This is a genomic window from Pisciglobus halotolerans, assembly GCF_900113675.1.
GTDB classification, from domain to species: Bacteria; Bacillota; Bacilli; order Lactobacillales; family Carnobacteriaceae; genus Pisciglobus; species Pisciglobus halotolerans.
On the sequence record NZ_FOQE01000027.1, the window covers coordinates 14239 to 28604 of the forward strand.

A 14366-nucleotide genomic window follows, 5' to 3' on the forward strand; every position below is an offset into this window, starting at 1 on the left:
AGAAAAGTTCTAGACTTGTTCATAGGAAGGTGCTCTATAAACAAGTGAGCATCAAAAATAGGGTAAGAAGAAGAATAGTGAACATATCGATCATAAAAATCGTCCAACTATTTTAATGTAGTAACCTTGACAACATGTTTTGATAGAAACAGCTATATTAAGAGTTTTTTTCAATTCCAGCATAAAAAAAAAGAGTCATCCAAAAAAATGTGAGAAAAATTTGAATAAAACAAAGCATATTAGTTTCACTTAAAATGATTGTTCGCTATACTAATGGGTGTAGAAAGAAAAAATAAAAAAAGAAGGAGATGTTTGTAATGAACGAATTTACGAGTTCGGTCAGTTCAGGATTGTCGACATTCATGAATTTTCTTCCGACACTTATCGGCGCCATCCTGTTATTTATTATCGCATGGATTGTAGCGAAGTTGGTGAAGAAGGGATCTTCGAAAGGTTTGAAGGCAGTCGGATTCAATCGACTATTGACAAAGTGGGGTGCAACGCAGAACACTGAACAAGCAAATCAGACCATTGATGCGATAGCTAACGTATTGTATTATCTCGTTTGGCTCTTATTCTTACCAGCAATACTTGGTATGCTAGGCTTAACAGCAGTTGCAGATCCAATCTCAAACATGTTTACAACGGCATTGAATTTCTTGCCTAAACTTGTTGGGGCTATCTTAATTTTCGCTATTGGCTATGTCGTAGCAAAATTTGTCAAAAACATGGTTTACAACTTGTTGCTTTCAGTTAACTTAGACAAATGGATGTCTAAAGTAACTCCGTCAAATCAAAACAAAGACGTACCGGCTGATCAAAAAGGTACACTTGCTAAAGTATTAGCTAACCTTGTTTTCATTATCATTTTGATTCCAATCGTTACGGCTGCGCTTGACACATTAGGTATTGCAGCAATTTCACGTCCGGTCATCGGCGTATTGAATACGATCTTAGCGGCTATCCCGAATATCCTTGTTGCTGTTATCTTACTTGGAATCGGCTTTATGATCGCGAAGTTTGTAGGCGACTTATTGGCTGACCTGCTTAAAGGTACGGGCGTAAACAATGTAATGAAATACATGAATATGAATGGCAAAATGAACTTCGACTTATCGAAGATCATTGGACAAATCGTTGCTGTTGTCATTGGTGTTTTCTTCTTAGTTGAAGCTTTGAATGTCTTGAATCTTCAAGTCTTGAACAATATTGGCGCAGCCATCATCAGCTACTTGCCGCTTGTTTTAAGTGCAGTTCTGATTCTTGGACTAGGAATCATCGGTGGCACAATGTTAGGCAACTTCATTAGCAAATCTGCTGACAGCCAAATGCTTGGAGACATTGTTAAATATATCTTGATCATCTTCTCTGTTTTCATGGCATTAGACCAACTACAATTTGCACAAAGCATTGTAAATGGCGCATTCCTATTCATCATGGGTGGTATCGCTATTGCATTTGCAATCGCATTTGGTATTGGCGGTCGCGATGTTGCTAAACGGACGCTTGAAAAAGCTGAAAAGAAAACGAAAGAAGAAGCTTCTTCTTCAGATAACAACCGTCCAACAGTTTAAAAATCGCATTGAGCGAAAGAAGAACCGAATAATGAAAGAAGCTGTATCTCATTAGAAGGTACAGCTTCTTTTTTTTGAAAAAAGAAAAAACAAGAAAGAAGCTTGTACGGCGATCATGCGAAAAAAGCACTGTGAGCACAAGTACTAATAACCCTTTCTATCGTTCATAGTCGCAAGCTTGTTTGGCTTATCACTTACAAAAAGTATGTTTTTATGATACAATAGAGATATGGGACAAAAGCAAGTGCTCGCGTGACTTTAATGCTGAGAACGTCTAAAAAATGAGAAAAGGAATTGTTTGGCACTTTCATTGATCAGTTTGCGCGTGAAAAAATGAAAGGATGTGCTTTTTATTTGAATCCATTGATCAACAAATTTAAAGAAGTACTCATGTCTGTACTTCCAGTTGTTGTTATCGTTACCTTGCTCCACTTCACCGTATCTCCCCTCGAAAAGGATGTCTTCATTCGTTTTTTGATTGGGGCAGTGTTTATCATCATCGGTTTATCCATCTTTTTGCTCGGTACTGATCTAGGGATCACGCCGATCGGAAGCTACTTAGGAAAGGGGATCGCCAAAAGTAATAAAGTCTGGATCGTGTTAGCATCCAGTATTATGCTGGGTTTCTTTATTTCCATTGCAGAACCAGATCTACACATCTTAGCAGATCAAATCAATACCGTGACAGGAGGAGCAGTACCTAGTTCAATCATCTTAGTGGTCGTTTCGATCGGGATCGCGATCATGATGGCCATTGGTTTGCTGCGGGTGGTTTTTAATTTTCCTCTGTATAAAATATTGGCTGTTGTCTATGGCTTTATTTTTATCTTAGCTCTATTTGTTTCACCGGAATTTTTAGCAATGGCATTTGATGCGTCTGGTGCGACGACTGGTGCCTTGACTGTTCCTTTTATCTTAGCTTTATCTGCCGGTGTTGCAGGATTAAGAAAAGGGAAAGCTTCTGAAAAAGATAGCTTCGGTCTAGTAGCGATTGCTTCTTCAGGTGCCATTTGGTCCGTTTTACTATTAAACATTATCACTCAACATCATGATCTATCGGGTAATTTAGAAGTCGATGCCACAGCTGGCGGAGCGATCTTCAAACCTTTTTTGGCAGCTGTGCCAGGTATCGGGCAAGAAATTTTGATCGCACTTTTGCCAATTGTTTTGATTTTTGCTGGTTATCAAGTGTTGTCTTTGAAGCTGCCTAAGCGAAGATTGAGACGAATCATTATCGGTATCGTTTATGTCTATATTGGGCTGGTCTTATTTTTAGTTGGTGTTAATGCTGGCTTTATGGATGTCGGAAGCGTGATCGGATATACGCTTGCTTCATTAGACACGAACGTTTATTTACTTTTGATTGCGTTTGTGCTAGGATTAGTAACGATTTTGGCCGAACCGGCTGTTTATGTCTTGACGCATCAAATAGAAGATGTTACGAATGGATATGTAAAAAGAAAAGCTGTGCTGGTGGCTTTGTCACTAGGCGTCGGCTTGGCTATCTTGCTTTCGATCGTGAGAATCTTGACGCCTGGATTGGAATTGTGGCATTACTTAGTGCCAGGCTATGCCATCGCTTTGGGGTTGATGTTTATCGTTCCGAAAATGTTTATTGGGATGGCTTTTGATGCTGGCGGCGTTGCCTCAGGTCCGATGACAGCGACCTTTATTTTAGCGTTTGCTCAAGGAGCTGCCCAAGCCATCGAAGGGGCAGATGTGATCCGAGATGGATTTGGTATGATTGCGATGGTGGCTTTGATGCCGATTATTACGCTGCAAATGCTCGGATTTATTTTTAAAATTCAATCTGTAAGAAAGGACCATTGATACTATGTCTGAAAGAGAAACAATAGGGAAAAATTATCAGCTTCTTTTTCTTATCGTAAATGATGCGGTCGGTAGTGCACTCGTTCGACTAGCAAAGAAAAATGGTGTAACAGGTGGCACTGTTTTTTACGGTTACGGTACAATACGGAATTCGGCATTGAAGTTTTTAGGATTACAAGATATCCGTAAAGAAATCGTATTGATGGTTGCTGAAGAAGAGATTGCTGACAGTTTATTGAACATTTGTGCAAAACGCTTGAAATTAGATAAACCGAATCGTGGGATCGCCTTTACGATTCCCTTAATGAACGTGTTAGGAAGAAGAGACAGTGTTTACCATGAAAAGACAACTAAGGGGGAGAATGGAACGATGCACCAAGCGATATTTACGATTGTAGAACGCGGACGCGCGGATGATGTCATTGAAGCAGCGGAAGCAGCTGGATCAAAAGGCGGTACGATCATCAACGCACGCGGCTCTGGTATCCATGAAACAAGTCGAGTATTTGCAATGGATATTGAACCTGAAAAAGAGATCGTTCTTGTATTAGCTGAATCAGATAAAGTAGAGCCAATCGTGACCTCTATCAGCAATGCGATCCAAATCGAGCAGCCTGGAAACGGCATTCTCTTCACAGCAGATGTCAACGAGGCAAAAGGATTATTTGAATAACACAGACAAAGAAAGGAAGTGAGACCGCTCATTTCCTTTTTTTTGGGTTCTGTATCATTTAACGTTGATCAGTATGGTGAGAACTAATGGTAACTTTATTGGTTCTTCCTCTTTTAACGTTGGTAAAGAAATTTCCTACGGTCGATGGGCTACTGATGGAAAGCCATGAGAACACATTGCATCTTTTTTCATGGCTATCAGTAGCCCTATGCGCCTCCTGAAATTTCTAGAAATAGGATTCTAACGAGCTTAACATTAAAAAAATTGATTTTTTACAGACCAACGTTAACTATTGTAGAACCACTTTATTGCTTCCTTGGATGTGTACAAAAATGTATGCTATAGAACAAATGTTAAATGAAAGAAACCAAAATAAGGCTAAACTTTGACAAAGTAAACCTTTCACTAGTCACTTGCTATGCAAAAGTGATATAGTGACCTCATAGTTATTTGCCTAAAAAGCAAAACGAGAGAAGTAGCGGTTAAGCTATGATTTAGTTGTAAATGAAAAAGATAAAAGCCAAATTAGAGGTCGAAAGGAATGGTTGTTGTGGCTTTAAATGAAAAGGAAGAAAAAATCATTGACCTGATTCGTGATAATCCTTTTATCTCACAAAAAGAACTATCTGAAAAGATTGGACTCTCTCGCTCAGCCGTTGCAAATATGATTTCTGGTTTGGTAAAAAAAGGGCATTTATTAGGAAAAGCCTATGTGATCAATGAAAACCGACCGATTGTTTGTATTGGCGGCGCCAATCTCGATACACGGTATATTGTGAAGGATCAATTGCGCTTTGAGCTGACGAACGAAGTAGACACACGTTACTCCGTTGGTGGTGTAGCTCGCAATATCGCTGAGAACTTGGGAAGGCTAGAAGAAGACGTTCAGCTTTTTTCTATCGTCGGCAATGATATGGCAGGACATTTGATCAAGTCCTCTTCAAAGGAAGTAGTCGACTTGCGTGAGATAGAAGTGATCGAAAACCAAAAAACAGGTTCATTTATCGAAGTACTGGACCAAGATGAAAATGTCGTCATGGGGATGGCAGATGTTGAGATCTATAATCAACTAACGACGACGTGGGTGATCAAACACATTGAAACGATAAAGAGAGCGAAATTTATCGTTGTGGATACCAATTGTCCCAAAGAAACGACTGAATACTTGATGTATTTGGCGAAAGAAAAAGGGATCCAAATGATCATCGTTACGGCTTCGATCCAAAAAGTTTTTCAATTGCCAGATGATTTAAGTGATGTTGTGATTTATAGCAAAAATAATGAAATAGAAGCCTATCTTGATCAGCCGGTCCAAACAGATGAAGAACTCAAGCAAGCAGCACAATCTTTTGTTGATAAAGGGGTAGAAGCCATTATCATTGCAAAGGATAGCGAAAAAACTGTTTATGCTTGCCAAGATAAAATGAAAATTTATCATAACCCTTTTGGAAAGAATAAAACTTATGAATGGGGAACGAATGAAGCGATGTGTGCAGCTGTTATTCATTATCAGCTGAAAGGCGAAGACATTGAAACGAGTATTCGTGCAGGATTATTGAATGGCTATTACACGGCTCAGGAGAAATGTATCGTTCGCCCAAATCTTTCTGTCAAACGACTGCAGATGGACTTAGAAAAATATGAAGCGAGCAAATAAAAAGATTGTTTCATTGAAAGACAAACGTTATAGTACATTTAAGATATCAACGTTTACCATACAATGAAGCAAAGGAGAATAGAAAATGAAACTTTTAAAAAGAGCAGGGCAAGTTCTTTTGACAGTTGTTGTCGTCTTTTTTACCTTAACGGCTATTGTCAGCTTTTTCTCATCGCCTGCCGCTACCGGTTTCTTTGGCTGGAAAGGTTATACCGTTGTGAGCGGAAGCATGGAGCCTACTTTTTCAGCAGGAGATTTCATTCTCGTTCGCACTATCCCATACGAAGAGGTCAAAGCAGGAGATGTGATCACTTTTACACGTGATGAGACCATTGTTTCGCATCGTGTCAAAGAAGTGACGGCTGAAGGATTGGTCACACAAGGAGACGCGAATCATTTATTGGATCAAGGCAGAACGACAAGGACAACTTACATAGGAAAACTGGCTTTCATGGTCCCTTATTACGGCTATCTCATTGCAGCTACCCAAAAGCCGATCTTTTTTGCCCTGCTGGTGGCGCTGCTAGGACTTTATCTCATCTACTGGTACTTGACTTCAGATCGAGAAAAAGCAAAAGAAGCAGAAAGTTAAACTGTCAATAAATGTTCACATTTAATAATTATTCATAAATTATACAATTAATAAGCATGGATTGGTTTTTTATACCCGTTCTATGTTTATTTTTTTTGTGCTTTTTATCAAAATGATCGTTAAACTTTAAAAAATAGCTTGATGAAGTACATTTTATAAGAATAACAATTGTTTGGCAAAAATAAAATGAGAACTTTCTTTTTTATACAAGCTCAATTTTTAATATGCAAACTTACGAAAAGAAAGTAAGAGTTACAAATAAATAGACAACAATTTTTTGAAAACTGTTGAAGAGTAATGAATAAACATTTGTCCATAATATTAAACAGTTTTACTTATTTATTCAAAAGCAAGAGAGCATTTTACTGATGAAATAGGAAAATTGAGAAGAGGGTAAGGATGATTTATCTGTTTTTCTTTAAACAATAGTTTGAATAACAAATGAATAAAACTGTTTTTTTATATTTTTATCTCTCGTTGACTATAAAAAATAGAATGTTATATTAAATAACGGAAGAAATGACAAGGATAATTTAAAAAATATCATGGAGGTTCAGGATGAAAAAGAATAAACATCATCAGAAGATGAGAAAGTTACCCTTACTATTAGGATTGCTTTTATTGATCAGTATCGTTGCTTATGGAACAAGAGCTTACTTTACGGAGTCTACGAAAACGGAAACGGGCATTAAATTGACGATGGGTCATTTGAAGATCGAGTCTGTTAAAGATAAAGGTTGGTTGTACTTAAATTCAGGAACTGAGAAAAATACGCAGTTGGATCTTGGACAATCATCTGAGGGTTATATTGAAGAAGAGAAAGCGAAAGACCTTAAATTTGTCCAACCAGGAGATAAGTTTCGAAGAGAGTTTACATTTAAAAATGTAGGCAACTTAGCGCAAACCATTTCCGTTGACCATACTGTAAAAGCAAAAGAGGGCTTTACCGTTGCCTTTTATGAAAAGAATGAGCAACCACAAGCGCATACGAAAACCTTGAGTCCACAAAGCCAAGTGACGTATGTAATGGAAATTGCTGTTCCTGAAGATCTTAACGTGCAAATGGCAGGAAAAGAATTTGATGCGATAGGAGACGATGCCCAAACAGAAGACCTCATTGAAAACGCCATAACGGTCACAGCTACTCAAACGAACGATCGAGCTGCTCAATAGGCCGATGAATCAATAACAGCTTTTTTAAGAAAAGGGGGAACAGGAGTGAAAAAAAGAAAACGTTGGGTCGGTCTTTTTTATTTCTGTTGTACACTCTTTTCTTTTTTTATTCTTTCTTTTACAGGTAAAGCAGCAACAGCTTACTTTAATGATTCAGCTGATGTTGCAGCAGGAATGAAACTTTCTTTAGGGACTGTAACGATAGAAAGTGACATACTGCAAAGCGAAACACCGATAATCATTCAAGAAACAAGTAAAAAAGAATGGCAAAGTTTTCAGTTGCGAAATACCGGCACACTCGATGGCAAACTGGCTTATAAAGTAGAAATATTAGATCAAAAGGGGCATAAAGTTTCAAAGGACGCTTTGTCTGATCTAGCATTGACGATTGAGCTAGAGGGGAAGCAATCCATTCCACTAAACACTGATACAGATGAGTATCAATTTTTGCTTCAAGGAAAGACGCCAATGAAGTTAAATAAAGAAGAAAAAATAAAGGGAATCTTAACTGGTCAGGTAAAAGAACGGCCGCAAAAAGATGAAAGATGGAATATTCATCTGACTTTCTTATTGTTGCAGACGAATGCAAAAACGCCAGAAGAGCAGATGTTTTATGATACAACCACGATCAAACAAAGTGTGACGATCAAGTCAAAAGAAGAAAAGCCAGAAGATCAGGGGGATTGGCCTCCAGATGATTCGGATCAATGGGTAAAGGTCAATGACCAGATAAGGTATAATACGTCTAGATTTGAACCAATGATCTATTTTTCTAACACGCAAGAAAATAAAGCAGTTGGATTAAATCAATCCGTTCTCTTTATTGAGATTGCGCCTTCTGTCTCTTATACCGATTTCAAATTTACGAGTGATCAACAACAACTGGTAAGTAAAGTAGAGCAAGTTGGCAATGATTCTCATAAACTGAAAGTGACCCTTTCTTTAAATCCCAATGTCTTGCCAATGAATTTGTTTAAGCCTAAAAACAGCAATTATTATCGTCTATCCTTTTATTACGGAAAACACTCGGCTTATTGCCAAATTGATTCGATCCACAATAATCTAGGGATCGATCTTGCAAAAGTCTTAGTGAGTTCAGATCAGCGTCTAGAAGAATATGACCGAACCTATAAAGAGATCCCTATCTATTTGTTTGGTGAACCAAAAGATGTGTTTCTTCAATTGACCAACAATGGTGAACAAATGAATATGACAAAACCTTTTGAAACGATTTCGCTTCCATCACATGTAAAAACGAAAGCTGAAATCTCAGGAGAAAATGCTGGTTTGGTTGAACTCATCAGTAAGAACAAGTCTGGATTTCATTTGAGAAGAAAGACGAAAGACTCTACTGCATACAATGAAGGCCTGCAATTCGATGTAGCATTGATCGGTAATGCAGGAAAACCGATGCATCTCTCACGCCCTATAGAGTTGCTGCCTTATGTAGAGGATACGCGTGCATGGCCTGGGGTAAATAAAAAACAAGCTGTTTTGTACAGAGATGAAAAAGGGATCAAAAGCGACATCAATACCCTAGAAGCTGTGTTATCAGAGGAAGAAATCGATGGGGTGCCTTACTTTATCAATGAACAAATCCTAGACATTTTTGTTTTTAATCCTGAAAAAGAAAAACTTGATGTGAAGATTAAAAACTCAGAGGAAAAGGGTGATGGCTTCTATTTCAAAGAGCAGACGTACAGCAGTGACGGGTCGATCATGAAAGTTTCGCTTGGTTATGCATCAAACAAACCCATCAATCCATACTATGATCATAGAAGTTTTACGTATCAGGTCCTAACGAGTGCTAGAAAACACACGAAGATTGAAGAAAGAGAAATTCAAGTCAACATGAAAGAAAAACAATAAGATCCTCACTAGATAAATCAAACGTCTCTTAAGTATCTTCTTGTCTGACCGATATAAGGAATAGACAAAGTACTTTTTTCAAAGTCCTTGATCGTCAAAAATACAGGATAAGCTGTCATCAAACAGTTGAGCAGCGGTTTCATGTATGACAGGGGGAATCGTTAAAATGAGACGTCTGGTGGAGCATTTCAAACATTATCGAAAGATAAAATCAAAAAGAGCATGGATTTTTGCGGTCATTTTACTGCAACTATCTGTGCTTTTTTTGATGGCTCAAGTAATCGTGAAGGATAGAGGCGGATTTCTAGAAAGAGATGCTTCTCATTCGTTTGAACAGTTGGGGCAGGAATCAAAAAGAGAGGTTTTTGATGAAACTGTGGAGGTCATTGAAGTAGATACAAAAAATGATGGGCATGAAAGGAAGGTAGATGGAATTGCAACGTCGATAGAGAACCAAAAACAGAAAGAAACGGCTTCGAACGGAAATAAGGGATTAAGTGAAGAAGCGGTTATGTTTCCTTCCGCATTATTAAAAGAAGGATTTCTTGAGGAGGTGGATGTGAGCGATAATGAACTTGATCTCGTGACAGGTGAAATCAAAGTTCATGTATCCTTGCCGCATTTATCAATGAAAGAACTATTGATCGTGCTGCGGGCGTTGAGTGAAGAGATCTTGCTTAACAATCAGGACAAAGGCATCGTTTCGGTGAAACTGAATGTCTGGCAAGGAAAACAACATTATTTTTATGATACGAATTATGTAGATCAGTTATGCCGGATCGAGGAACAGGAGATTTAGGACAGCAAAAAAAGAGAGCAAAGGTTCTCTCTTTTTTTGCAAGGATTAAGATTCTTCTTTATCGTCAGCTGTTTTTTCTTTGACGTCTTCGAGCTTGCTTGGATCGCCAAAAGAAACGAAATCTTCAGCACGGGTTTCTTCTTCTTTTTCCGCTTCTGTTTTTTCTTCATCGATTTCGGGTTCTTCTGAACGGGCAGCATCCTTTAAAGATTCCGGGTTGAAGATCGGCTGCCTTCCATCATTGGTGTTTGGCGGTTGTGAGACCATTACTTTCACCCCTTTTCTGTTTTTTCTTTCAATTTAAGTATAACACAGTACAAAATAAAGCGCCTATCAGATGCTTATTTTCTTAAAAGTGTGGTAAACTATAGAAAGTTTAGAATAAAGAAAAAAAAGTTTGGAGAGACAAAAATGATTCTTGGTATAAGTATAGCCATCGTTCTTGTGATTTTGATTTACCTTTATATCGAAAATACATGGATCAAAACACAGCATATATCGATTAAAATTCCTTTTATGGAATCTTCTATGAAAGGAACGAAAATCGTCCAGCTGACGGATCTGCATTTTCCTAAACAAGGTGCACCAGTCTCAAGATTGATCAAAAAAGTTAAAGATGAAACACCAGATATGATTTTATTAACAGGTGATGTGATTCAAGGTGATAAGACATTTCCAGCTGCTCAAGTTGCCGAATTTTGCAAAGCGTTAGTAGAGATCGCCCCAACCTTTGCGGTGACTGGAAATCATGATATTGCGAATGAAAAATTGGAAAAATGGAAAGAAACGTTATCTTCAGCTGGCGTAAAAGTGTTGTTGGATGAAGCCGTCTGGTTCCCGATCAATCATTCTGGTCTTGTAGTAATGGGATTGGCTGAAAAAGAAGACTTCGAAGCAGCACCTAAACCTATTTTGAAAAATGTAGAGCTCTCTTCAGAGTGGGAGGGAGAAGTTCGCATTTTACTGGCTCACCATCCTGAATTTTTAGAGGAGTATTTAATGGACTTGACGCATGTGCCAGATTTGATATTTGCTGGACACGCGCATGGCGGACAATTCCGATTGCCTTTGATCGGCGGACTATTTGCGCCAGGACAAGGGACATTTCCGAAATATACAGCTGGTGTTTACTATGATCCTGAAATGCCAGGTAAACGAATGATCGTCAGTCGAGGTATTGGAAATTCAACTTTTCCTTTCCGTCTTAATAATCGACCTGAGATCATTGTGACTGAATTGAAATAACAGAATAACAGATGAAAGTTGGATGTTCCGATCCAGCTTTTTTTTTGCCTTCTTTTAACGTTGGCAGAATCTTATCAACGGTTTAAAAGCTGCTATCAAAAACGATGATAGGATATGAAGGAACGACCAATAGAATTTTCAAACTGCAAGGGGTTTCTTTTGAAGTTTTTCATCGTCTTCGGTAAACTGAAGGTAATCATAAAGCAGGAGGCGATTGAATTATGGTAGAAAGTTTAATGGATAGAATTCCTCTTAATAATGGGTATACGATCCCCGGTCTTGGAATTGGGACAGGCGGATTGACAGGCAAAGAAGCAGAAGATGCTGTTTTCTATGCTTTGACCCAAGGCTACCGCTTAGTAGATACATCTCCCAACTACGATAATGAAGAAGATGTGGGACGCGGCATAAACCGAGCCATCAATGCCGGCATCAAGCGGTCTGATATTTTTGTTTCAACCAAAATCGAAAAAGACAGTATGGATTTTAATAAAGCCATTGATTCTGTAAATGCAAGTTTAGAACGATTGAATGTAGGCTATATTGATATGGTGCTGATCCATCAGCCAGCTACTGATGATGAAGTCAACTTGGACGCTTGGAGAGGACTAGAAGATATTTATGGTTCAGAACGCGTTCGCATTATCGGTGTATCAAACTTTAAACGAGCTGATCTGGCGCCGCTGCTAGAAGAAGCCAAAGTACGGCCAGCTGTTAACCAATATGAAATGTATCCGGGAGACAGTGACCCAGCAACCAATGACTTCTGTGACAATGAAAACATCGTTTCGATGGCGTACTCACCTTTGCATAAAGGGAAAGTGCTTGAAAATCGACACGTTCACTCGATCGCTAAAAAATACGACAAAACGCCCAGTCAAATTGCGTTAAGATGGCATATTCAACGAAATGTAGTCGCCATTCCTCGTTCTAGCGACAAAGACCATATCCGTGAAAATGCTGATATCTTTAACTTTACATTGGCAGACGAAGATATGGATACGTTAAACAAACTGGATATCGCAACGGGCAAACGTGGTCATGATGCAGAGACTTATGCCGACCAAACCCGTCAACGCCTCAACTTTAGAGGCCAAGACAACAATGCCCAAAACTATCGCAGAAGATAACTAAAGGAGATAGAAAAGAGCTCCGGAAAAGGAAAAAACCTTTGCCGGAGCTCTTTTTCACTACAATGGACTTCGTTTTGTAAATCACAAGCAAATCAATGTTAAACGGAAACGCTTTAACGTATACTTTTGGTAGAAGAATAAATGTCGTTGTTTTTTGTTGGGAATCTAAAAAAGAAAAGAGGTAAAATGAGGAGGGGTACCATGAAAAAGGTAATCGTGTTGTTGGTCGAGGTATTTTTCATGGCAGGATGTGAGCAAATTGGAAACTATGTACTGGACAATGTGAGCGACAAAGAGTCGACTTCTGAGTCCATTGCCAGCACGACAGTCACAAGCCAAGAAATCATTGATGAAAGCAAATCTTCAGCAGCATCTGAAGAGAGCAGCTCGCAAAGTCTAGAAAGCAAAGCAAGCAGCAAAGCAGATACACAAATCAAAGCAGACTTAGAGAGCACAGCACCGGAAAAGCAGTCGGATATTTTATTTGTTCCGCAAAAGTCAGAGATCGAGAATGGGCTAACGGTTGAAACAGATACAGTCTTGCAGCAAATCGAAAAGTTGGTTATGGAAGCAGACAATTTAGGCATCGCAAACGATGTGTCGCTTTACTTTACTGGCTTGTATCTTGACAACAATGACCGTACTGATGCGATCTTCATTATTGTCAACCGAACAGACAAGAGTATGAAAAACGTGAAATTTTCTCTAACATTCGGTTCCGCTGATGGGCAAATGCTGTTTGAAAACAAACCTTATCAGTTGGCAGAAAAAAGTTTTGGCGTACTCGAGCCAAATACAGCTATGCCACTATACTTGACGATCGATCAAAAGGACAAAGACTTGCTACTCCAAATCTCTAAAGAACGTCAGGAAAAAATCGCTGTGAATTCTTTCAACTATGAAGAAGCCAACAGCGAAAACCCGCATTCTTCAAGCTCTAGCCAAAACGATACTGGCATCACCGCTGGAGAAGATTCTTCTAGCGCTAGCGAATCCAGCAGCTCAAGTTCAGCAACCGAACAGAAAAGTGATTTGCCATTGGTACCGCAAAAAGATGAATTGGAGCATGGGTATACAGTAGAATCAGATCCAGTATTACAAAACATTCAATCGGTCATTAACAACACTTCTGAAATCGGGATCGAAAACGATATTGCTATCCACTATACAGGCCTCTATTTGGACCAAAAAGAAAAAGGCACGGCAGCTATTTTCATTATCGTCAACCGCACAGGTATAGATATGAAAAACATGAATATGGTTGTTTCGTTTTGGAACAAGAATGGTGACAAGTACTTGGATAAACAAAAATTCACTTTGAAAGAGGATACGTTTGGCATCCTAGAAGATAAAACCATTATGCCGGTTTACTTCAATATTCCAAGTGATATGGAACAAGCTTATTTGGAATCAGGACGGGTAGAAAATGTGGAATATTCGATTGATGACTTTGACTATGAGAAAAAATGGCTCTATAATATATAGTGTTGGTGGACCAATCGGTTCACTGGCACTATTTTTTGTTTTTAAATGAAAAAAGACCAGTGAACTCCTATAATTAAGTTACCACACAAAAGAATAGGAGAATTCACATGGCCTACACTCATTCTATAAAAAAATTGCTCAATATTAAAGACCCAAATGTTCAATTAGCTGAAGTTCCCGTTACAAAGGAAAAGAAAAAGGATCAAGAATATCTGGTAGTACACGGAAAATTGACCTATCGACCTTCCTGCTGTAAACTTTGCGGCGTCAAAAACAACTCCTATCAGGATCTTATCAAACATGGCACAAAATGTTCTACACTCACACTGACTCATG

Annotated in this window: 12 protein-coding genes and 1 pseudogene; 12 read left to right on the forward strand and 1 reads right to left on the reverse strand. The window is 38.6% G+C overall.

What is annotated here, in order from left to right:
• The first annotated feature begins 317 nt into the window (after positions 1–317).
• The 8 genes from BM057_RS08650 to BM057_RS08685 all read left to right on the forward strand — a co-directional run bounded on the left by BM057_RS08650 (position 318) and on the right by BM057_RS08685 (position 10167).
• Entirely contained in the window at positions 318–1574 is a 1257-nt protein-coding gene (locus BM057_RS08650) for a mechanosensitive ion channel (RefSeq protein ID WP_047392528.1), read from the forward strand.
• Positions 1575–1868: 294 nt separating this feature from the next.
• Positions 1869–3404 (forward strand): DUF1538 domain-containing protein, encoded by a 1536-nt coding sequence (locus BM057_RS08655; protein ID WP_342708098.1) that lies wholly within the window; start codon positions 1869–1871, stop codon positions 3402–3404.
• Between the two features lie 4 nt (positions 3405–3408).
• Positions 3409–4077: a P-II family nitrogen regulator gene (locus BM057_RS08660; RefSeq protein ID WP_092092986.1), complete on the forward strand. Its 669-nt coding sequence runs from the start codon at positions 3409–3411 to the stop codon at positions 4075–4077.
• 550 nt (positions 4078–4627) lie between these two features.
• Positions 4628–5734, forward strand: a complete 1107-nt coding sequence (locus BM057_RS08665; RefSeq protein WP_177186214.1) for a PfkB family carbohydrate kinase — start codon at positions 4628–4630, stop codon at positions 5732–5734.
• Positions 5735–5819: 85 nt separating this feature from the next.
• Positions 5820–6326, forward strand: coding sequence for a signal peptidase I (locus BM057_RS08670; protein WP_092092991.1), 507 nt, complete (start codon positions 5820–5822; stop codon positions 6324–6326).
• Between the two features lie 558 nt (positions 6327–6884).
• Complete coding sequence (locus BM057_RS08675) at positions 6885–7499, forward strand: COG1470 family protein (RefSeq protein WP_092092992.1); 615 nt, start codon at positions 6885–6887, stop codon at positions 7497–7499.
• A 45-nt stretch (positions 7500–7544) separates the two neighbouring features.
• Positions 7545–9368: a hypothetical protein gene (locus tag BM057_RS08680; RefSeq protein ID WP_092092995.1), complete on the forward strand. Its 1824-nt coding sequence runs from the start codon at positions 7545–7547 to the stop codon at positions 9366–9368.
• Between the two features lie 166 nt (positions 9369–9534).
• Positions 9535–10167, forward strand: a complete 633-nt coding sequence (locus tag BM057_RS08685) for a hypothetical protein (protein WP_092092998.1) — start codon at positions 9535–9537, stop codon at positions 10165–10167.
• A gap of 45 nt (positions 10168–10212) precedes the next feature.
• On the opposite strand, the gene BM057_RS08690 is transcribed toward BM057_RS08685, so the two are convergent.
• Positions 10213–10434, reverse strand: a complete 222-nt coding sequence (locus BM057_RS08690) for a hypothetical protein (protein WP_092093001.1) — start codon at positions 10432–10434, stop codon at positions 10213–10215.
• A 144-nt stretch (positions 10435–10578) separates the two neighbouring features.
• On the opposite strand from BM057_RS08690, the gene BM057_RS08695 reads away from it, so the two are divergent.
• The 4 genes and pseudogenes from BM057_RS08695 to BM057_RS08710 form a co-directional block, all read left to right on the forward strand.
• Positions 10579–11412, forward strand: coding sequence for a metallophosphoesterase (locus BM057_RS08695; RefSeq protein WP_092093003.1), 834 nt, complete (start codon positions 10579–10581; stop codon positions 11410–11412).
• A gap of 221 nt (positions 11413–11633) precedes the next feature.
• On the forward strand, positions 11634–12542 hold the full coding sequence (locus BM057_RS08700) for an aldo/keto reductase (RefSeq protein WP_092093006.1): 909 nt from the start codon (positions 11634–11636) through the stop codon (positions 12540–12542).
• Positions 12543–12746: 204 nt separating this feature from the next.
• Entirely contained in the window at positions 12747–14030 is a 1284-nt protein-coding gene (locus tag BM057_RS08705) for a hypothetical protein (RefSeq protein ID WP_092093008.1), read from the forward strand.
• Positions 14031–14137: 107 nt separating this feature from the next.
• Positions 14138–14366: pseudogene (locus BM057_RS08710) on the forward strand (ISL3 family transposase); the annotation flags it as partial.

Bases quoted from the DNA above. Each gene is read 5' to 3' on its own strand.
- BM057_RS08650 (WP_047392528.1), top strand. From the start codon at position 318: ATGAACGAATTTACGAGTTCGGTCAGTTCAGGATTGTCGACATTCATG.
- BM057_RS08660 (WP_092092986.1), top strand. From the start codon at position 3,409: ATGTCTGAAAGAGAAACAATAGGGAAAAATTATCAGCTTCTTTTTCTT.
- BM057_RS08670 (WP_092092991.1), top strand. From the start codon at position 5,820: ATGAAACTTTTAAAAAGAGCAGGGCAAGTTCTTTTGACAGTTGTTGTC.
- BM057_RS08675 (WP_092092992.1), top strand. From the start codon at position 6,885: ATGAAAAAGAATAAACATCATCAGAAGATGAGAAAGTTACCCTTACTA.
- BM057_RS08685 (WP_092092998.1), top strand. From the start codon at position 9,535: ATGAGACGTCTGGTGGAGCATTTCAAACATTATCGAAAGATAAAATCA.
- BM057_RS08690 (WP_092093001.1), bottom strand. From the start codon at position 10,434: ATGGTCTCACAACCGCCAAACACCAATGATGGAAGGCAGCCGATCTTC.
- BM057_RS08695 (WP_092093003.1), top strand. From the start codon at position 10,579: ATGATTCTTGGTATAAGTATAGCCATCGTTCTTGTGATTTTGATTTAC.
- BM057_RS08700 (WP_092093006.1), top strand. From the start codon at position 11,634: ATGGTAGAAAGTTTAATGGATAGAATTCCTCTTAATAATGGGTATACG.
- BM057_RS08705 (WP_092093008.1), top strand. From the start codon at position 12,747: ATGAAAAAGGTAATCGTGTTGTTGGTCGAGGTATTTTTCATGGCAGGA.